Source organism: Azospirillum sp. HJ39 (assembly GCF_041507355.1).
GTDB lineage: Bacteria > Pseudomonadota > Alphaproteobacteria > Azospirillales > Azospirillaceae > Azospirillum > Azospirillum thiophilum.
In genome coordinates this window covers 468,680-487,603 of record NZ_CP167905.1, presented here as the reverse complement: position 1 = coordinate 487,603, position 18,924 = coordinate 468,680, and the positions used below count along the sequence as shown (strand labels likewise).

Annotated in this window: 18 protein-coding genes; 12 read left to right on the top strand and 6 right to left on the bottom strand. The window is 69.1% G+C overall.

The window, feature by feature from the left end:
* Positions 1-229: 229 nt before the first annotated feature.
* The gene (locus ABMY26_RS02820) at positions 230-1,006 is read right to left on the bottom strand and encodes a molybdate ABC transporter substrate-binding protein (protein WP_372394952.1); all 777 of its coding nucleotides are present in this window, start codon (positions 1,004-1,006) and stop codon (positions 230-232) included.
* Between the two features lie 379 nt (positions 1,007-1,385).
* Between ABMY26_RS02820 and ABMY26_RS02815 the strand changes: the two genes are divergently transcribed.
* From ABMY26_RS02815 to ABMY26_RS02760, 12 genes are all read left to right on the top strand, one after another.
* The gene (locus ABMY26_RS02815; protein ID WP_372394951.1) at positions 1,386-1,997 is read left to right on the top strand and encodes a flavin reductase family protein; all 612 of its coding nucleotides are present in this window, start codon (positions 1,386-1,388) and stop codon (positions 1,995-1,997) included.
* A gap of 48 nt (positions 1,998-2,045) precedes the next feature.
* A complete protein-coding gene (locus tag ABMY26_RS02810; protein ID WP_372394950.1) occupies positions 2,046-3,557 on the top strand; it encodes an aldehyde dehydrogenase in 1,512 nt (503 codons plus the stop codon).
* Between the two features lie 46 nt (positions 3,558-3,603).
* Positions 3,604-4,719: an LLM class flavin-dependent oxidoreductase gene (locus tag ABMY26_RS02805; protein ID WP_372394949.1), complete on the top strand. Its 1,116-nt coding sequence runs from the start codon at positions 3,604-3,606 to the stop codon at positions 4,717-4,719.
* 2 nt (positions 4,720-4,721) lie between these two features.
* A complete protein-coding gene (locus tag ABMY26_RS02800) occupies positions 4,722-5,549 on the top strand; it encodes an alpha/beta fold hydrolase (protein WP_372394948.1) in 828 nt (275 codons plus the stop codon).
* A complete protein-coding gene (locus tag ABMY26_RS02795; protein WP_372394947.1) occupies positions 5,542-5,940 on the top strand; it encodes a carboxymuconolactone decarboxylase family protein in 399 nt (132 codons plus the stop codon). The genes ABMY26_RS02800 and ABMY26_RS02795 overlap by 8 nt, the downstream gene beginning before the upstream one ends.
* Positions 5,937-6,251, top strand: coding sequence for an NIPSNAP family protein (locus ABMY26_RS02790; protein ID WP_372394946.1), 315 nt, complete (start codon positions 5,937-5,939; stop codon positions 6,249-6,251). The genes ABMY26_RS02795 and ABMY26_RS02790 overlap by 4 nt, the downstream gene beginning before the upstream one ends.
* Before the next feature lie 220 nt (positions 6,252-6,471).
* Positions 6,472-7,599 carry a glycine betaine/L-proline ABC transporter ATP-binding protein gene (locus tag ABMY26_RS02785; RefSeq protein WP_372395118.1) on the top strand — a complete coding sequence of 376 codons (1,128 nt, stop codon included), beginning with the start codon at positions 6,472-6,474 and terminating at the stop codon, positions 7,597-7,599.
* The gene (locus ABMY26_RS02780; RefSeq protein ID WP_372394945.1) at positions 7,592-8,554 is read left to right on the top strand and encodes an ABC transporter permease; all 963 of its coding nucleotides are present in this window, start codon (positions 7,592-7,594) and stop codon (positions 8,552-8,554) included. Before ABMY26_RS02785 ends, ABMY26_RS02780 begins: the two co-directional genes overlap by 8 nt.
* Positions 8,555-8,613: 59 nt before the next feature.
* Positions 8,614-9,654, top strand: a complete 1,041-nt coding sequence (gene proX / locus ABMY26_RS02775; protein WP_372394944.1) for a glycine betaine/L-proline ABC transporter substrate-binding protein ProX — start codon at positions 8,614-8,616, stop codon at positions 9,652-9,654.
* Positions 9,655-9,749: 95 nt separating this feature from the next.
* Complete coding sequence (locus ABMY26_RS02770; RefSeq protein ID WP_372395117.1) at positions 9,750-10,343, top strand: amino acid synthesis family protein; 594 nt, start codon at positions 9,750-9,752, stop codon at positions 10,341-10,343.
* 146 nt (positions 10,344-10,489) lie between these two features.
* A complete protein-coding gene (locus ABMY26_RS02765) occupies positions 10,490-11,734 on the top strand; it encodes an MFS transporter (RefSeq protein WP_372394943.1) in 1,245 nt (414 codons plus the stop codon).
* Between the two features lie 99 nt (positions 11,735-11,833).
* Positions 11,834-13,627 (top strand): helix-turn-helix domain-containing protein, encoded by a 1,794-nt coding sequence (locus tag ABMY26_RS02760; RefSeq protein WP_372394942.1) that lies wholly within the window; start codon positions 11,834-11,836, stop codon positions 13,625-13,627.
* Positions 13,628-13,677: 50 nt separating this feature from the next.
* Here ABMY26_RS02760 and ehuB read toward each other — a convergent pair whose 3' ends face one another.
* The 5 genes from ehuB to eutB form a co-directional block, all read right to left on the bottom strand.
* On the bottom strand, positions 13,678-14,532 hold the full coding sequence (gene ehuB / locus ABMY26_RS02755; RefSeq protein WP_372394941.1) for an ectoine/hydroxyectoine ABC transporter substrate-binding protein EhuB: 855 nt from the start codon (positions 14,530-14,532) through the stop codon (positions 13,678-13,680).
* Between the two features lie 152 nt (positions 14,533-14,684).
* Positions 14,685-15,695: a N(2)-acetyl-L-2,4-diaminobutanoate deacetylase DoeB gene (gene doeB / locus ABMY26_RS02750; protein WP_372394940.1), complete on the bottom strand. Its 1,011-nt coding sequence runs from the start codon at positions 15,693-15,695 to the stop codon at positions 14,685-14,687.
* Between the two features lie 5 nt (positions 15,696-15,700).
* Positions 15,701-16,900, bottom strand: a complete 1,200-nt coding sequence (gene doeA / locus ABMY26_RS02745; protein ID WP_372394939.1) for an ectoine hydrolase DoeA — start codon at positions 16,898-16,900, stop codon at positions 15,701-15,703.
* Between the two features lie 32 nt (positions 16,901-16,932).
* Complete coding sequence (gene eutC, locus ABMY26_RS02740) at positions 16,933-17,937, bottom strand: ectoine utilization protein EutC (RefSeq protein WP_372394938.1); 1,005 nt, start codon at positions 17,935-17,937, stop codon at positions 16,933-16,935.
* Complete coding sequence (eutB, locus tag ABMY26_RS02735) at positions 17,925-18,923, bottom strand: hydroxyectoine utilization dehydratase EutB (RefSeq protein ID WP_372394937.1); 999 nt, start codon at positions 18,921-18,923, stop codon at positions 17,925-17,927. The genes eutC and eutB overlap by 13 nt, the downstream gene beginning before the upstream one ends.
* Between the last annotated feature and the right edge of the window lies 1 nt (position 18,924).

Genomic DNA, 18,924 nt, shown 5'->3' with positions numbered 1-18,924 from the left:
CAAGATTGCTTACTATACCATCAAAAATGAGGGCGGTCGTGTACCGAAAGCCCTCGCGGGCGAACCGGCACCTGTGGGGACAAGGTGCGTGGACGTCGAAAATGAAAGAGGGGGTGGCCGGACCCCAGGGTCGATCCCCGCATTCCTGCCACCCCCGGTTCACATCGCCCCGCTTATGGACCCTGGTGCCCAAGGTAGGCCCCGAAGGGCTGCCGGGCCGCGGCGAGGCTTATGGATTGGAGAAGCCGTAGCGTTTCAGCGCGGCTTGGCCGGCCGGCGAGAGGATGTAATCGGCGAATGCCTCGCCGCGCGCGGAGGCCGGGCCGTTGAGCACGGTCAGCCCATACTCCGCCTCGACGGCCAACGGCTCCGGCAGTGCCACGAGCCTCAGCGCCGGCACCTCGCGGATCGCCAACTGCGCGTTGGTGCGATAGGTCAGGAACAGATCGGCGTGCCGGCCTTCCATGAGCCATCCATATGGATTGCGGTCCTTCGGCGGTATCGGGATCGCAGGCGTTCCGCCGGCCAGCCGCAAGGCCTTGCCGTCGAGGATGCGGTGGCTGCCCGGCTGGAGACGCTCGGCCTTGCGGAACATCGCCCAGGCGTAATCTCCCGAAGGATCGGCCTTCGGCGTCGAGGTCCCGACCCGGATCGCCGGATCGAGCATGCGCTCGAGCAGGGTGTCCGGCGTCACCTCCAGGTCGGGCTGCACGAGGGCGCACAATCGGTTGCGCGCGAAGACCCGGACCGGGCCGGACCTGCCCCCGTTGTTGAGCATGGCCGGATGCTCCATGTTGGCCGAGGCGAACAGGCCGCCCGGCCCGTCGCGTTCGAGACGCTCGCGGAGCAGCCCCGACGGACCGAAGGAGCATTCGACCGGAACGCCGCTGGACAAGGCGTAATCCGTGGCCGCCTCGACGAACGGGGCCTTGAGGCTGCCGGCGGCGAACACCCTGACCGGCTCCTGCCCGCCATATCCGCCACCGACCAATCTTTCGAACGGCATGCCGGCGATTCCAGGGGAGGGGATGGTCCTGTGTGGTATCTGAGGGCTCCTTCGAATTGGCACGGGGGGAGGCCTGGCCATCCTCCCGGATTCGCCGAAGGCAATGGAGGAGCCGGATCGACACGCCATCGTGATCTTCTCTATATTCGGGCGAACATAAGGATGCAAGTTTCGCCAAGCTTCGGGCGAGGTCGACCGGACAGGCGCCGCGGCCGAACGACGGCGCCGTCGCGGTCCTCCAGCGGCACAGGTCAATGACCAGTGCCGCTGGTATTACGCCGTTTCGATGGGACAAAACGTCGCATCCTCCGCCGTGCCGGAGGAAGATGGCCGGGCCCGACCGGCGTAGCCTCGTCTTCGTAACGGAAGGGAGGTTGACGTGTCATTCTCTGTGAATGAACCATCGCCCATCAATCAAAGAGACCTTAGAAACGCCTTCGGCACGTTTCTGACCGGCGTCACAGTCGTCACCGTTCTTGACGAAGATGGAAATCCCCGCGGCATCACGGCGAATTCCTTCACATCCGTTTCACTCGATCCTCCCTTGCTCCTCGTCTGCATCGGTAGCCGGTCGTTCAGCTTTCCGGCTTTTTGCAGCGCTCCTGCCTTCGCTGTGAATCTGTTGCACGAGGGGCAGGCCGACATATCCGCCCTTTTCGCATCCCGCTCGCCCGACAAATTCCAGTCGACCGCAGTCGAGGCCAAACACACGGGTGCACCGGTGCTGTCCGATTGCCTCACATGGTTCGATTGCACGGTGCATGACCGGGTCATGGCCGGCGACCATCTGGTCCTCATCGGCCGGGTGCAGGCCTTCGCCACCAGCCCGGCGGTTCCGCTCGGCTTCTGCCGCGGCCGGTATGCGGCAGTGCGCGACCCGGCCGCCGCCGCCGGACCGGCGCCCTACGACCCCACCGGCGACGGGGAACGGCTGGCGATGATCGACGGCCGCGCATCCCCCAGACCCGGAGCCTTCGCCGAAAACGGCTGAGGCCTCCACGCGATCCTTCCACGCCCCCTTACAGAACGCGAGACCGCGATGCACACCACCTGCAGGTCGCTCGAAGGCAGCCGCCGCGCCCTCCATATCGGCGGACGGTTCGTGGAACCGAAAAGCGGCCGCTACATCCCAAGCTATGATCCCACCACCGCCGAGCCCTGGTACGAGCTGGCCGACGCCGGCCCCGAGGACGTCGACGACGCGGTCGCCGCGGCGCGGGCGGCCTTCGTCGATCCGGCGTGGCGGCGGATGACGCAGAGCGACCGCGGCAAGCTGGTCCGCCGTCTGGCCGAGCTGATCCTCGTCAACGCCGAGGAACTGGCGCTGATGGAAACCCGCGACAACGGCAAGCTGATCAAGGAGATGCGCGCCCAGATGCGCGCCATGCCCGACAGCTACACCTACTTCGCCGGGATGGCCGACAAGCTGCAGGGCGACACCATCCCGGTCAACAAGCTGGACATGCTGAACTTCAACCTGCGCGAGCCGCTGGGCGTTGTCGGCATGATCACGCCGTGGAACTCGCCGCTGATGCTGCTGACCGGCACGTTGGCGCCTTGCCTCGCCATCGGCAACACGGTGGTCATCAAGCCGTCGGAATACGCCACCGCCTCCACCCTGGCGCTGGCCGAACTGGTCGCCGAGGCTGGCTTCCCGGCCGGCGTCGTCAATGTGGTGAGCGGTGCCGGCGCCACCGCGGGGGAGGCGCTGACCCGCCATCCCGGCATCGCCAAGATCGTCTTCACCGGCAGCACCCAGACGGGCAGCCGGATCGCCGCCAACGCCGCCGGCAACCTCGTGCCCTGCCAGATGGAGTTGGGCGGCAAGTCGCCCCATGTCGTGTTCGGCGATGTCGACATCGAGCGGGCGGTGAACGGCGTGGTCGCCGGGGTCTTCGCCGCCGCCGGGCAGACCTGCGTCGCCGGGTCGCGCTGCTTCGTCGAAGCCTCCATCTACGACCGCTTCGTCGAGGCGCTGGTGGCGCGCACCGGGCGCATCGCCGTCGGCCATCCGATGGAGGAGGGCACCGACATCGGCCCGCTCGCCCTGTCGGCACAGCTTGCCAAGGTCGAGGAGTACGTCGCCTCCGGACAGCGAGACGGAGCCCGGCTGGCGGCCGGCGGCCGGCGGCCCCAGGCGGCCGGGCTCGACCGGGGCTGGTACTTCGAGCCCACCGTGCTGGCCGATGCCCGCAACGACATGGGCTTCATGCGCGACGAGATCTTCGGCCCGGTCGTCGGCGTGGTGCCCTTCGCCTCGGAAGACGAGATGATCGCCATGGCGAACGACACGCGCTATGGCCTCGCGTCGGGCATCTGGACCGGCGATATCGACCGCGCGATGCGCTTCGCCACCCGGATCGACGCCGGCACGGTCTGGATCAACACCTACCGTGCCGCCGCCTACATGTCGTCGAACGGCGGCTTCAAGCAGAGCGGCTACGGCCGGCGCGGCGGCTTCGACGTGATGCGCGAGTTCTCGCGGTCGAAGAACGTCGTCATCGATTATTCCGGCGCCATGCAGGACCCCTTCGTCATCCGGTTGCGCTGACCCGCCCCGACCGGGCTTCTCCTCCCCCGAGCCAAAGGACAAGGACATGAAGTTCGCCGTCGCGCTTTCCATGGAGCGCTTTTCACCGGACACGCCGATGAGCGACGTCACCGGCACCATGCTGGAGCTGGTGAAGATGGCCGACCAGGGCGGCTTCGAGACCCTGTGGACCGCCGAGCACCACACCATCGAGTGCACGATCTCCCCCAATCCCTTCACCATCCTGACCTGGCTCGCCCAGCACACCGAGCGCATCCGGCTCGGCACCGCCACCATCGTCGCCCCCTACTGGAGCCCGATCCGGCTGGCCGGGGAAGCGGCGCTGTGCGACCACCTGACCGGCGGCCGGCTGGAGTTCGGCATCGCCCGCGGCGCCTACCAGTACGAGTTCGACCGCATGGCCGGCGGCATGCCCCAGCAGGAGGGCGTCGCCTACATGAAGGAGCTGGTGCCGGCGGTGCAGAAGCTGTGGGCCGGCGACTATGCCCATGACGGCCATTACTGGAAGTTCCCGCTGGCGACCTCCGTTCCCAAGCCGCTGCAGGCGCCGCACCCGCGCATCTGGGTGGCCGCGCGCGATCCCGGCACCTTCGACTGGGCCGTCGGCATCGGCGCCAGCATCCTGTCGACGCCGCTGGCGGCGCCGGCCGCCGAGATCGCCGTGCTGGGCGAGAAGTTCCGCAAGGCGGTGGCCGACCATCCGGAAGTGCCGCGCCCGCGCTTCATGATGCAGCGCCGCACCTGCTGCTACGACCGGCCGGAGGAGGCCGAACTGGCGGTGCGGCACAGCATCGACTACGGCCGCAGTTTCGAGAACCTGTTCCAGAACATCGGGACGGTGACCAACGGCTTCCCGACCGCCGTGCCCTACGAAAGCGTCGCCGGCCGCGAGAACTACAAGCCGGAGAATGTCTTGAAGAACCTGATGTTCGGCACGCCGGACGAGGTGATCGGGAAGCTTCTGGATTACGAGGCGGCGGGCGTGGACCAGTTCTCGCTCGGCCTGTCCTTCAACCTGCCCGTCGAGTTGCAGCGCAAGACGCTCGACCTGTTCACCCGCGAGGTGCTGCCGGTCTTCGCCGCCCGCGAACGCGACCGCCAGCGCGAGGAGGAGCGTCGCGTCGCTGCCGCTCCGCTGCGCATGACCGCGGCGGGACGCTGACCATGGCGGACACTCGTCATTTCACGGTAGGGCCGGTGACGCTGAACTACCGGCTCGACGGCCGGGGGCCTGAACCGCTGGTCTGTGTCCACGGTGTCGGCTCCTACCTGGAGGCTTGGAGCGGCGTGGTGGAGCGGCTTGCCGACCGTTTCACCATCCTGACCTTCGACCTGCGCGGCCATGGCCGGTCCAGCCGGATCAAGGGTCGTTACGAGATCGACGACATGGTCGGCGAGACGCTGGCGCTGGCCGGCCATGTCGGCTTCGACCGCTTCAACCTCGCGGGATTCTCGCTTGGCGGCCTGATCGCCCAACGCCTGACCCTGGTCCATCCGGAACGCGTGAAGCGTCTCGTGCTGCTGTCCACCGTCGCCGGCCGCAACCCGGAGGAACGCCGGCGGGTGCTGGACCGGCTGGCGGCGCTGCAGGCCGGCGAACCGGGCTCGCACTATGACGCCTCGCTGTCGCGCTGGCTGACCGAGGGATTCCAGGAGTGCAACCCGGAGCTGATCCGGAACCTGCGGCAGCGCAACGCGGAGAACGATCCAGACTGCTACGCCGCGGCCTACCGCATCCTGGCGGAGACGGATTTCGGCGGATTCCTCGACCAGATCCGCTGTCCGACCCTGATCGCCACCGGGGAGGAGGACATCGGCTCCAACCCGCGGATGGCGCACACCATGCACGAGCGCATTCCCGGTTCGGAACTGTGCATCCTGCCCGGCCTGCGCCATTCGATCCTGATCGAGGCCCCGGACGCGGTGGCGGGCCTGATGGGCCGTTTCCTGACCGCCACCGACCAACCGAAGGAGATGCCGAGCCATGGATGATGCCCTGCAACGGGCCGGCGAGCGGGTGCGGCGCGACGTGCTCGGCGACGCCTATGTCGACCGCGCGATGGCTGCGGCGGACGAGTTCTCCCGCCCCTTCCAACGGATGGTCAACGAATATTGCTGGGGGCAATGCTGGGCCGACGACGCGCTCGACCGCCGCCAGCGCAGCCTGTTGAACCTCGGCATGATCGCGGCGCTGGGCCGCATGCACGAGTTCGAGCTGCACCTGCGCGGTGCCATCCGCAACGGCCTCAGCGATGCCGAATTGCAGGCGGCATTGATGCAGATCGCGGTCTATTGCGGGATTCCTGCGGGGGTCGAGTGCTTCCGCATTGCCCGCAAGGTCCGCCAGGAGATCGCCGAAGACGGCACGGGAGGCACGCCATGATCGTCGAGGAACGCATCTACCGCATCCGCTCCGGCAGGCTGCGCGACTATCTGGCGCTGGTGCAGAACGAGGGGCTGGCGATCCAGCAGCCGATCCTCGGCACCCTGATCGGCTATTTCGTCAGCGAGATCGGCCCGCTCAACCATGTCGTGCATATGTGGGGCTATGCCGATTTCGAGGACCGGACCGTTCGCCGCCAGCGGCTGTCGGAGGATCCGCGCTGGCAGGCCTTCATTCCCAAGCTGACGGCGCTGATCGAGACTGCGGAAAACCGCATCCTGTTGCCGACCGCCTTTTCGCCCCTGAAGTGAGACAGGCCTTGCTGCGTTCCGCAGGAGGTTGAAACTTGCAATTCCTCCGTTTCGGCGGAAGACAGGAAGACATCCGAGCCTTCCTAATGACAAGAAGTAAAAATCTTTAGAGACAGGGAAAGCCCACCGAACACAACGATGGGAGAGGGTTGTGACCGAACGACTGAGGGTAGAGAATCTCTATAAAGTCTTCTCGAAATCTCCCGAACCGGCCCTGCGGATGCTCAAGGCCGGCGTCAAGAAAACCGAAGTGCTGGCAAAAACCGGAATCGTTGTAGGGTTGAGTGACGTTTCACTGTCGGTTCCGACCGGCGGCATCTACATGGTGATGGGGTTGTCCGGGTCCGGGAAATCGACCCTGGCGCGCTGCATCAACCGTCTGAACGAGCCGAGCGCCGGCCGGATCCTGCTGGACGGCCGCGACATCGTCGCCGCCGGCGAGGCGGAACTCCGCGAGATTCGCCGCAAGCGAATCTCCATGGTGTTCCAGCATTTCGCCTTGCTGCCGAACCGTACCGTCGCCGAGAACACCGAATTCGGCCTGAAACTCCAGGGGGTATCCCCGCAGGTCCGGCGCCGCCGGGCGGAAGAGGTGCTGTCGATCGTCGGGCTGGCCCGCTGGGGCAACCATTATCCCCACGAGTTGAGCGGCGGCATGCGCCAGCGGGTCGGGCTTGCCCGCGCGCTTGCCACCGACGCCGACGTGCTGATCATGGACGAGGCCTTCAGCGCGCTCGACCCGCTGATCCGCACCGAGATGCAGGACGAGCTGCTGCGCCTTCAGCGCACGCTGAAGAAGACCATCCTGTTCATCACCCACGACTTCCAGGAAGCGCTGAAGCTTGGCACCCGGATCGCCATCATGGCCGACGGCGAACTGGTCCGCGAAGGCACGCCCCAGTCGATCGTTCTCGACCCCGGCAGCGACTATGTCGCCGCCTTCACCCGCGAGGTCGACCGTTCGCGCCTGTTCGACGCGCGGTCGGCGATGATCCCGGTGGCCCCGGTTCAGCTGGCAGGCGGCCTGTGCCTCGCCGAGACCGGCGACGGTGCCGGCCTGGTGCTGGACGATGGCGGCCATGTCGTCGGGGTAATGGAGGCCGACGCGCTGCGTGACCTGCGCGACGGGATTCCGTTCGCGGACTCCGGCTCCGGCGCCCTGCGCAAGGACTTCGTCACGGTGCGCGAGCGGGACAGCCTTCTCGACGCCGCCCGAGCCCACCGGGCCGGCCGGCCGATGGCGGTGGTCGACGACGAGGGCCGGCTGATCGGCACGCTCGCCGCCGACAGCATCCTGGCGGGCATTGCCGCCGCCCCTCCGCAAACCGCAGGAGGACTGCATGCTTGATGCCGACGACCTGAACGTCTTCCCGGTCGAAAGCTGGATCCAGGACGGCGTCGCGTGGGTCGCGCTGAACCTGCGCCCGCTGTTCCTCGCCATCAAATGGCCGATCGAGTATGTCCTGACCCTCAACATCTACCTCCTGCAGGAAATCCCCTTCCTCGCCTTCCTGGTGCTGGCGGTGCTGCTGGCCTGGCGGCTGGCCAGCCTGGGAGTGGCCTGTTTCACCGCCATCGCCCTGGTCGTTATCGCGGCGCTGGGGCTGTGGTCGGAAGCGATGACGACCCTGTCGCTGATCACCACCGCCATCGTCATCTGTGCGGCGGTTGGCATCCCGATCGGCATCGCCTGCGCCCGCAGCGACCGGATATGGGGCGTGGTCCGCCCAGTCCTCGACATCATGCAGACCACGCCGACCTTCGTGTATCTGGTGCCGGTGGTGATGCTGTTCGGCGTCGGAACCGTGCCGGGCGAGGTCGCCGTGGTGACGGCGGCGGCCCCGCCGTTGATCCGCTTCACCAACCTCGGCATCCGCATGGTCGAGACCGAGATGGTCGAGGCCGGCCTTGCCTTCGGCGCCACCAAGCGGCAGCTCCTGTGGGAGGTCCAGCTTCCGCTGGCGGTGCCGACCATCCTCGGCGGCCTGAACCAGACGGTGCTGACCGCGATGGTCATGTCGGTCGTCGTCGCCATGATCGGGGCGGAAGGGCTGGGGCTGGTGGTGCTCCAGGGCCTCGGGCGGCTCGACGTCGGCCGGGCCGCGGTGGGCGGCATCGCCATCGTCCTGCTGGCGATGATGCTCGACCGCATCACCCAGAAGCTGGCCCAGCCCGGCGGCCCCGGCGGGCGCCCGCTGCTCCGCAGCCTGCGCGCCCTCGTCGGCTTCGGCCGGCCGGCGGAGGACAAGCCCGTCGCAAATCCTGCCATTTCCGGTCGGGCCGTGGCCAACCCCGACCAGTGATCCCCGCCCGCGCGCCGATCCGCAAGAGTCCCGTCCCGACCCCGCTCGAGGAGACCGCCATGCCCCTTTTCACTGCCAAATCCGTCCTCAAGTCCCTGTCCGTCGCCGCCCTTCTCGCCGCGGCCTGCGTCCAGCCGTCGCTGGCGGCCGACCAGCCCGGCAAGGGCAAGACCATCCGCTACGCCCAATCCGATAGCCTGGGCGCCAACTACGTAACCGCGCAGATCGTCTCCGCCGCCTTCAAGGAGCTGGGCTATTCGGTCAAGCTCAGCACGCTCAGCACGACCCTGTTCTTCCAGGCGGCGGCGCAGGGCGACCTCGACATTGCCACCGACATCAACTTTCCCCAGCGCGAGCCCGCCTTCCGCAAGGTGGAGCAGCAGGCGATGATCGTCGGCGGCGGCCTGATCAAGGAGGGCGGCGTCAACGGCTACCTGATCGACAAGAAGACCGCCGACGCCCACCGCATCACCTCGCTGGAGCAGATGAAGGATCCGAAGATCGCGGCGCTGTTCGGCAAGGGCGGCAAGGCGGATCTGGTCAACTGCGATCCCGGCTGGAGCTGCGGCGACGTGGTGGACTACCAGCTCGACAAGTTCGGCCTGAAGGACACCGTGACCTCAGTCCGCGGCAAGTACGAGCCGCTGATGGTCGAGGCGGTCGCCCGCGTCCGCCGCGGCGACCCTGCCTTCTTCTATGCCTGGAGCCCGTCCTGGGTCACCAACACGCTGGTCCCCGGCAAGGACGTGGTGTGGCTGCCCACCCCGTTCGACGCCCTGCCGCCGTCGGTGCCCAACAAGGGCACGGCACTCGTCAAGGGCGTGTCGGGCTGCGCCGGCGATGCCGATCCCTGCCGGATGGCCATGGCCTCCTGGAACTGGAGCACCGTCGCCAACCGCGATTTCGTCGCCGCCAACCCTTCGGTGAAGGCGTTGATCGAGTCCATCGGCTTCCCGTTGCAAACCTGGGCCGGCTGGGAACGCGCCATCAGCGAGAAGGGCGCCAGCGAGAGCCACATCCGTACGCTCGCCCAGGACTGGCTCTCCGCCAACAAGCCGACCTTCGAGCAGTGGATCGCCAGCGCCAGGGCGGCAAGCTGAGGCGCCACCCCAGCCCACCCCCGAAGCCACCGGCCGGCCCCTCCAATGGTCCGGCCGGCGCCGGGACCGGAACCAAGAGAATCGGACAGGACATGATGGACATCGGACTGCGCAAGATCTCCACCTTCATCGAGGAAACCATTGTCGAGGGCGGCAAGCCGGCCGAACGGCCGATCACCTCGGTCGTGGTCGCCGCCGTGCTGCGCAACCCCTGGGCCGGCCGGGGCTTCGTCGAGAATCTGCGGCCGGAGATCCTGCGCGTGGCGCCGGTCCTGGGGGCCGAGATGACGCGGCGCCTCGTCGCCCTGATGCCGGCCGGGCGCATCCAGGCCTATGGCAAGGCCGCCTCCGCCGGCGTCAACGGCGAGATCGAACACGCCTCGGCCCTGATCCACACGCTGCGCTTCGGCAACATGTTCCGCGAGGCGGCGCAGGGGACCTCCTTCCTCAGCTTCACCAACACCCGCAACGCTCCGGGCGCGCTGCTCGCCCTGCCGATGATCCACAAGACGGAAACCGGCAAGCGGGCGCATTTCCTGACCGCCAACTTCCAGGTTCCCGACGCTCCGGGGCCCGACGAGTTGCTGGTCGCCATCGGCGCGTCGGACGGCAGCCGCGCCCACCCGCGCATCGGCGACCGTTTCCTTGACATGGAGGAGATGGAGGCCGAAAAGGCCGGCGCCCGCTGACGTTTCCGGCAGCCGGCGCCGCCATCCTCCGGACCGGGCCGCCCCCGGCATGAAACCAATGGCTCTTCCGATATGCCGCTGCAATGTTCGTCCCACAGGCCGGCCCGCGACGGGCTGCCGCCGGCCGGCCGGGGACACGGCTGTTGATGCCGCCGCTGCTGCCGGTCATGTCGGCCGCCGTCCTGATGCAGGCGGGCAACGGGCTGCTCCAGGCCCTTCTGCCGCTGCGCATGCAGGCCCAGGGTCTGTCGGCGGCCGACATCGGCATGGTCGCGTCCGGCTACGGCGTCGGCTTCGCCGCCGGCTGCCTGATCGCCCCCAGGGTGGTCCGCAAGCTCGGCTTCGTCCGCGCCTATGCCGGGCTGGCCGCCCTGATGGCGATCCTGGCCCTGGCCCTGCCGCTCGCCGACGGCCGGATCGGCTGGATCCTGCTGCGGGCGGCGACCGGCGTCGGCTTCGCCGGGCTGTTCACCGTCATCGAGGGTTGGATCGGCTCGGGATCGCAGGACGGCAACCGCGGCCGGATCCTGGCGGTCTACATGGTCACCACCAAGCTGGCGCTGATGGCCGGCCCCCTCCTGATCGACCCCGGCGGCGACCAGCCGTTCCGGCTGCTGATCCTGCTGATCCTGCTGTCGGTGCTGCCGGTCGCCGTCGCCCGGCCGGCTCTTCCGGCCCTGCCGACGGCCGTCACGCTCGATTTGCGGCAGCTGTTCCGGGTGGCGCCGTCCGCCCTGGTCGGCTGCTTTGCGGTCGGCGTCGTGACCGGCACGATGATGGCGTTCGCCCCGCTCTACGGCCTGCGCGCCGGCCTGTCGGAATCGGCCGCCGCGGCCCTGCTCGTCGCGCTCCAGGGCGGCAGCCTTCTCGCCCAATGGCCGCTCGGCCTGCTGTCGGACCGGCGGGACCGGCGCGTCGTGATCGCGGCGGTGGCGGCGGCCGGCGCCATCCTGTCGGCCGGATTGGCGCTTTTGCCGGCCGGAAGCCCGGCATGGGTCGTATGGGTGGGCTTCGCGCTGTGGGGCAGCCAGCTCCTGTGCCTCTACGCCCTGTGCGTCGCCCACGCCTGCGACGTGGTGCCGCCCGGCCGCATCGTGCCGACGGTCAGCGGCCTGCTGATCGTCTGGGCCGCCGGAGCGATGGTCGGCCCCGTCCCCGGCGCCCTGCTGATGGAGGCGTTCGGCCCGCCCGGCCTGTTCGTCTATGCCGCCGCCGGCTGTGTCGCACTGGCCGGCTTCGTCCTGATCCGCCGCATGCTGCGGGAGCGGGAGCACCGGCCGGGACGGCCGCCCTTCCGCCCGCTGCCGCCCGACAGCATGACCGGTGCGGCGATTTCCGATCCCGGTGCCGCCACCGACCTGCCGGGCACTGAGCCGCCGGAACGCCGCTGACGTTCCGGCTTTTTCCGAGCGCCGTTGTCGGGTTAGAGTCATGTGGGTTCAAGATCGGGCCTGAATTCGCTTTGGACCTGCCCCACCGGCGGAGGAATCTTGGTCGAGACGTCGCGTATCCAGTCGCTGCGGGTGGTGGCAAGCCTGATCAATTCAGGCGGGGATTTGGCGACGGTGCTCCAGCGCCTGGTCCTGGCCGCCTGCCGGCATGCCAACTGGTCGATGGGATCGATCATGGCGGTGGACGTCGAGCACGGCCATGCCCTGGTCGTCGTCCGCCACGATCCGACGCTGATCCAGCGCCCGCTGTCCGACCGCTGGGAACTGGCGACCAGCCCGTCGCTGGTCGCCCTGCGGCGGAACGAGCCGGTGTTCATCCGCGACGCCCGGGTGTCGGAGGAGTTCCCCGGCTATCGCCGGGAGGCGTTCGAGCGCGACTACCACAGCGTGCTGGTCGTGCCGATGAACTGCACCGACGACGACGGCCGGCCGCTGGTGCTCAGCGTCGTGTCCCGCGCCATCGTCGAGGTGAACGAGGAGGATCTGACCTTCATCGGCATGATCGTCCAGCTCGGCGAGATCGCGGTGGAACGCCAGCGCCGGCTGCGCGAGGAAACCCTGGCCGCCGAGCGGCTGCAACGGGCGCTGGAGGTCCATACCTCGCTGCTGCGCCAGGCGCTGGAGGATGGGGCGATGGCCACGCTCCTGCCGCGCATCCGCGACCTGCTGCCCTATTCCATCGTCATCGTCGACTTCACTGCCAACCTCGTCACCGCCGACCGCGCGCCCTGCGGCAGCGGCATCGCCGACGCCGACTGGCAGGCCGCGGTCGCGGCCAGCCTCGGCCCCGCCATCATGAAGGCGGCGCGCGATGCCGTCGACCACCCCGTAGCCACCGTGCCGACCCTGTTCTGGGAGGTCGGCGGCAAGCGCATCCGCACCGCGCCGCGCATCGACCCGCTGACCGCCGATGGCGAGACGGTCGGCGCGCTGATGATCTTTCCGGGCGCCCAGCCCTACGGCCAGGCCGACCAGCTCCTGCTCGACGGCATCAAGCACGCGCTCAGCATCCAGATGCTGCGCAACGTCATCCGCTTCCGCTACGAGAACCGGACGCTCACCGACCTGTTCCTGGAACTGGTGGAACGTCGCTGGCGGGATCATCGCGACATCGGCCAGCGCGCCCTGCGGCTCGGCCTCAACCTCGACCTGCCGTCCCAGATGATCGTCGTCGGTCTGCCCGACCGCAGCCCGAGGGCGGTCAGCGCGGCGGCAGACCTCCATCTTCCGGTCCAGCGGCTGCTGCCGCTGCACGGCGTCGCCGGCACGCTCGTCGCCGTTCCGGCCGGGCTCGTCTGCCTCATTCCCGTGGTCGAGGAGCGCAGCCAGGGGCCGGTCAAGCGGCTGATGGCGCAGATCGTGCGCGACATCGCCGGCATCCTGCAGGCCGAACCCTTCGTCCTCCTTACGGGCCGCTGCGCGTCGCCCCCGGACTATGCGGAGGCGTGGGAGCGCTCCTGGCGGATGATCCGCATCGCCGACCAGTTCGGCCGCTCCGGCGTGCTGGACGCTCATCAGTTCGGCCCGTTGCCCATGCTGCTGGCCGCGGCCAGCACCGACGAGGTGCGCGGCTATGTCGCCGACAGCATCGGCGGCCTGATCGAGTACGACCGCCGGCACGGGACGCCCTACATGGAGACGCTCGCCGCCTATCTGAAGGCCGGATGCCGGACCAAGGCCTGTTCCGACCTGCTCGGCGTGCATGTCACCACGCTGCGCTATCGGCTGACGCGCATCGCCGAGCTGTTCGGCATCGACGTGGAAAGCCCCGACCGGCGCTTTTCCGTCGAACTCGCCGTTCACCTCAGCGGGATCATCGACCGGAGCGCCTGATCGCCGCGGCGGCCCGGAGACGGGCCGGGCCGTCGCGGCGGTCGGGCCGCTCAGTTGGAAGCGGCGCAGAGCGTCTCGCGCGAGGTCTGCTTCGCCGCCTCCGCGGAAAAGCCGTAGGGCTCGATGATCTTCGCGAACTCGCCGGATGCCTTCATCTCCGCCAGAACCTTGTCGAAGGCGTCGCGCAGCGCGGTGTCCTGCTTGCGGAAGGCGGCGCCGTCGCAATAGACCGGGGCGCCCTTGACCGGGGCGACCACCTCGACGTTCGGATCCTTGGCCTTGGCCACCAGATCGTTGATCGACAGCACCGGCAGCGAATAGACGTCGATGCGGCCGTCCTGGAGCATCTTCAGGCCGCTCTGCGGATCGGGAACCACGATGACGCGGTCGCGCGGCACGCCGGCCTGCAGGGCCAGCTTCTCCTCGGTGCCGCCGCCGGGAGCGCCGATCCTGGCCTTCTGGTTCCTGGCGATGTCCTCGTAGGAGGTCAGGTTCAGCGGGTTGCCCTTCTTCAGGGCGAAGGCTTCGGCGTCGCAGAGGATCGGTTCCGAGTAGGCGACGGCCTTGCAGCGCTCCGGCTTCATGAACAGGCCGGCGGTGACGGCGTCGAAGCGGCGGGCCTGCAGGCCGGGAATCATCGCGCCATATTCGGAGATCGAGGCGACGACGTCATCGACCCCCAGCTTCTTCATCACCGCGCGGGCGACGTCGGGGGCGGCGCCCGACACGGTGCCGTCGGGCTTGACGGCGGTGTAGGGCGGCTCGTTGGCGATGCCGATGCGGGCGAAGCCCTGCTCGCGCAGCGTCTCCAGCGTGTCGGCGGCGAACGCCGGTGCGGCGAGGGTGATCAGTGCCGCGGCGGTGGCGGCGATGCAGGCCTTGCGGGCGATGGCGGAGTGTTTCATGTCGGCCGTCCCTTTTCGTGTTTCGGTGAATGCCCGGCCGGCGCTCCCGTCGGTACGCCGGCCCCTGTTCGGTCGGTGTCGATTCCGTTCTTCGGTATGCCCGCCCTCTGCCGGGGCGGGTTCCAGGCGGTGGTCGCGGTCGGCTCCCGATCTCAGTCCCCGACCGTTCCGACCACCGCGATGCAGTCGCCGGCCTTGACGAGGCCGGGGAAATGGCGGGCGGCCAGGATGCCGTCCAGCGCCGCCCGGTATTCGGCGGGCGCCAGCCCGGTGCGACCGATGGGGTGGATGCGGGCCAGCAGGTCGCCCGCCCGAACCGGCTGGCCCAAATCGACGCAGGCCTCGATCAGGCCGCTGTCCTCGGCGAAGCGGAAGCAGTCGGCCGACGGCATGTCGAGCCAGCGGCTCGGTGCCTCCGCCACCGCTTCGCCGTCCGCCAGGATGCCGGCATGGCGCAGGACGTTGCGGACGCCGCGCTTGGCGATGGCGATGGTTTCCGCCCGGCCGGTGCCGCCGCCACCCAGCTCGGTGGTGACGAAGATCTTGCCCTGCTCCTCCGCCGCGGTGTCGTACATGCCGACCGCGTCGATCTCCAGCATGCGCATGGAATAGGGCGCGGCGAAGGCCGCCACCGCGGCGAAGCAGCGGGCCTCCTGGTCCTTGTCGGGCAGGATGTGGGCGGCGGCGAAGGGCACGAAATCCAGCGTCCTGCCGCCGGAATGGATGTCCATCACCAGATCGGCCATCGGCAGAAGCACGCGGTTGAAGTAATCCGCGATCTTCTGCGTCACCGTGCCGTCCGGGCGCCCCGGAAAGCTGCGGTTCAGGTTGCCCCTGTCGATGGGCGAGGTGCGGGTGCCAGCCTGGAAGGCCGGATAATTCATCGCCGGGACGATGATGACCCGGCCGGCGACCCGGTCAGCGGTCAGCGACTGGGCGAGGTCGAACAGCGCGACCGCGCCCTCATACTCGTCGCCATGGTTGGCCCCGGTCAGCAGCGCGGTCGGGCCGGAGCCGTTGCGCACCACGGTGACAGGAGTCATCACCGAGCCCCAGGCGGAATCGTCCCGGCTGTAGGGCAGCCGCAGGAAGCCGTGCTGCACGCCGTCGCGCTCGAAATCGACGGTCGGCGCGACGGGGGAGGGGGCAAGCGTGGCCGGCATCGTCGTCAGCCCTTCACGAACAGCTTGCGCGGCACGTCGGCGAGGCATTCGACGCCGCTGTCGGTGATGGCGATGCTCTCGGTGATCTCCAGCCCCATGTCCTCCAGCCACAGGCCGGTCATGAAATGGAAGGTCATGCCGGGTTCCAGCACCGTGCGGTCGCCGGGGCGCAGGCTCATGGTGCGCTCGCCCCAGTCCGGCGGATAGCTGAGGCCGATCGGGTAGCCGGTGCGATTGTCCTTGGTGATGCCGTACTTCTTCAGGACGGCGAAGAAGGCGTTGGCGATGTCCTCGCACAGGTTGCCCGGCTTCGCGGCTGCCAGCCCGGCCTCCATCCCCTCCAGCGTCGCCTTCTCGGCGTCGAGGAAGGCCTGGGTCGGCTTGCCGAGGAAGACGGTGCGCGACAGCGGGCAGTGGTAGCGCTTGTAGCAGCCTGCGATCTCGAAGAAGGTCCCCTCGCCGAGCTTCATCGGCCGGTCGTCCCAGGTCAGGTGCGGGGCCGAGGCGTCGGCGCCCGACGGCAGCAGCGGGACGATGGCCGGGTAGTCGCCGCCGAATCCCTCCGCTCCGCCCGCGCCGGCCACGCCGCGGATGCCGGCGTCGTAGATCTCGGCGACGAGGTCGCATTTGCGCATTCCCGGCTCGACCCGGTCGACGATGCGGGCATGCATCGCCTCGACGATGCGCGCCGCCTTGCGCATGTAGTCGAGCTCCTGGGCACTCTTCACCGCGCGCTGCCAGTTGACCAGCGCCGTCGCGTTCCTGAAGCGGGCGTTGGGCAGATGGGTGGTCAGAGACTGGAAGGCGGCGGCGGTGAACCAGTAATTGTCCATCTCGACGCCGATGGCGAGCGCCCCCCAGCCGCGGTCCTCCAGGATCTTCGACAGCAGGTCCATCGGGTGGCGCTCGGTGGACTGCACGTAATGGTCGGGATAGCCGATGATGTCGTCATGGGCGAGATAGGCGGTGCGCTTGGCACCGTTGGCGTCCTGGCCGCGGCCGTACCAGAGCGGGTCGCCTTGCGGCGGCACGATCACGCATTGGTGGACGTAGAAGGACCAGCCGTCATAGCCGGTCAGCCAGGCCATGTTCGACGGGTCGGTGACGATCAGCAGCTCGATGCCGGCCTTGTCCATGGCCGCACGGGTCTTGTCCAGCCGAGCCGCGTATTCGGCCCGGCTGAAGTTCAGCGTCGGTTCCAGCATGTTCGGGTCTCTCGATTGAGAAGAGGCGTTGGTCAGGCGTCGAAGGTTGTGCCGGCGCCGGCCGCCAGGGCCCGGCTGCGCGCCAGCGTGGCGATTGCGGTGTCCTGGACGCCGGTTCCGGTGAGGTCGCAGACGGTTATGGCATCGGGTGCGGTGCGGCCCGCGGCCTGCCCGGCGATGACCGCGCCCAACTCGGGAAAGTCGCGGTCGGCGGCGACCGCCCCGGCTGAGATCGCGTGGTGCAGTTCGCCCAGCCGGCGGGTCTGCTTCAGGCTGTCGGCGACGTAGAGGATGGCCCGGTCGAAGACGGCAGGGTCGAGTTCGTTCTTGTGCTCGGCATCCGATCCCATGGCGGTGACGTGCTGGCCCGGCTCCAGCCAGTCCGCCATCAGGATCGGCCGTTCGGCCGGGGTGGTGGTGACGACGATATCGGCTCCGGCGACCGCCGCCCGCCCGTCCGCGACGGCACGCACCGGGATGCCGAGGCGGTCCGACAGCCGGGCGGCGGTGGCGGCGGCGCGCTCCGGCTGGCGCGCCCACAGGCGGGCTTCGCGGATCGGGCGGACCAGGGTCAGCGCCTCCAACTGCAGGGCCGCCTGGACGCCGGCGCCGAAGATGGCGGCGACGGCGCTGTCGGGGCGCGACAGATGCCTGGCGGCGACCGCCCCGGCGGCCGCGGTCCGCACATCGGTGAGATATCCGTTGTCGAGCAGCAGGCATTCCACCAGCCCGGTCCGGCTGCTCAGCAGCACCATCAGCCCGTTGACGCTGGGCAAACCGAGCGCCGGATTGCCGAAGAAGCCGGGGCTGATCTTGATGGCGAAGCCGTCCAGTCCCGGGACATAGGCAGTCTTGACGTCGACCTCTCCCCCGCTGCCGCCGGCATGCTCCGGGATGTCGAGCCGCAGGATCGCCGGCATCGCCACCGGACGGGTGGCCAGAGCCAGGAAGGCGTCCTCGACGCAAGTCGTCGCGTCGCGGTCGAGCGGCAGGATGCGCCGCAGTTCCGCTTCGGTCAGGATGGTCATGCGGGGCATGGGACGTCTCCGGCAATGATGCGGCGGTGCAGGTCCATGGCGATGTTGCGGCCGGACAGCAGGGCGACGGCCGGGCCGCGCGGGACGGTCTTGCCGGCGAGCAGCACGGCGATGCCGACGGCGCCCGCCCCCTCGACGATCTCCTGCTCGGCTGCATAGGCGTGGGCGATGCCGGCGGCGATCTCGGCCTCGGTCAGCAGCACCACCTCGTCGAGCAGTTCGGCGGCGAGGCGGTGGGTGTGGCGGTTGTCCAGCCCGATGCCGCCGCCGAGCGAATCCGCCAGCGTCTCCAGCTCCTCGACCAGGATCGGGTGCCCGGCCTTCAGGCTGGCATGCATGGCGGCTCCCCGCTCCATCGAGACGCCGACGACCCTCGCCATGGGCCGCAGCGCCTTGACAGCCAGCGCGACGCCACCGGCCAGCCCGCCGCCGGACAGCGGCACCAGCACCAGCTCGACATCCGGCACCGCCTCGACGATCTCCAGCCCCATCGTGCCCTGTCCGGCGATGACGTCGGCATGGTCGAAGGGGGGGACGGTGGCGAATCCCTCCTCGCGGACCAGCCGGTCGACTTCCTGCTGGGCATCGTCCTGGGACCGGCCGACGATGCGGATCTCGGCACCCAGCGCGCGGATCGCCTCGACCTTGTTGGCGGGCACCAGTGCCGACATGCAGACGACGCAGCGGATGCCGGCCTCGGCGGCGGCATGGGCGAGCGCCCGGCCATGGTTGCCGGTGGAGGCCGCCGCGACCCCCGTCGCCAGCGCCCCGCGCGGCAGGGCGAACAGCGCGTTGGTGGCGCCGCGCAGCTTGAAGCTGCCGGTGGTCTGGCGGGTCTCCAGCTTCAGGAAGACCGGGACGCCGCAGCGCGCAGTCAGGGCGGGCGAGGCGACGGTCGGCGTCGCCACGATCCGTCCGGCCAGCCGCGCACGGGCGCGGAAGACGTCCTCAAGTCCGATACTGGAGCTGGGGCCGGGACCGGTCATG

Coding starts and splice junctions, on each gene's coding strand:
- ABMY26_RS02820 (WP_372394952.1), bottom strand. CDS start 1,006: ATGCCGTTCGAAAGATTGGTCGGTGGCGGATATGGCGGGCAGGAGCCG.
- ABMY26_RS02810 (WP_372394950.1), top strand. CDS start 2,046: ATGCACACCACCTGCAGGTCGCTCGAAGGCAGCCGCCGCGCCCTCCAT.
- ABMY26_RS02805 (WP_372394949.1), top strand. CDS start 3,604: ATGAAGTTCGCCGTCGCGCTTTCCATGGAGCGCTTTTCACCGGACACG.
- ABMY26_RS02800 (WP_372394948.1), top strand. CDS start 4,722: ATGGCGGACACTCGTCATTTCACGGTAGGGCCGGTGACGCTGAACTAC.
- ABMY26_RS02795 (WP_372394947.1), top strand. CDS start 5,542: ATGGATGATGCCCTGCAACGGGCCGGCGAGCGGGTGCGGCGCGACGTG.
- ABMY26_RS02790 (WP_372394946.1), top strand. CDS start 5,937: ATGATCGTCGAGGAACGCATCTACCGCATCCGCTCCGGCAGGCTGCGC.
- ABMY26_RS02785 (WP_372395118.1), top strand. CDS start 6,472: ATGCTCAAGGCCGGCGTCAAGAAAACCGAAGTGCTGGCAAAAACCGGA.
- ABMY26_RS02780 (WP_372394945.1), top strand. CDS start 7,592: ATGCTTGATGCCGACGACCTGAACGTCTTCCCGGTCGAAAGCTGGATC.
- proX (WP_372394944.1), top strand. CDS start 8,614: ATGCCCCTTTTCACTGCCAAATCCGTCCTCAAGTCCCTGTCCGTCGCC.
- ABMY26_RS02770 (WP_372395117.1), top strand. CDS start 9,750: ATGGACATCGGACTGCGCAAGATCTCCACCTTCATCGAGGAAACCATT.
- ABMY26_RS02765 (WP_372394943.1), top strand. CDS start 10,490: ATGCCGCCGCTGCTGCCGGTCATGTCGGCCGCCGTCCTGATGCAGGCG.
- ehuB (WP_372394941.1), bottom strand. CDS start 14,532: ATGAAACACTCCGCCATCGCCCGCAAGGCCTGCATCGCCGCCACCGCC.
- doeB (WP_372394940.1), bottom strand. CDS start 15,695: ATGCCGGCCACGCTTGCCCCCTCCCCCGTCGCGCCGACCGTCGATTTC.
- doeA (WP_372394939.1), bottom strand. CDS start 16,900: ATGCTGGAACCGACGCTGAACTTCAGCCGGGCCGAATACGCGGCTCGG.
- eutC (WP_372394938.1), bottom strand. CDS start 17,937: ATGCCCCGCATGACCATCCTGACCGAAGCGGAACTGCGGCGCATCCTG.
- eutB (WP_372394937.1), bottom strand. CDS start 18,923: ATGACCGGTCCCGGCCCCAGCTCCAGTATCGGACTTGAGGACGTCTTC.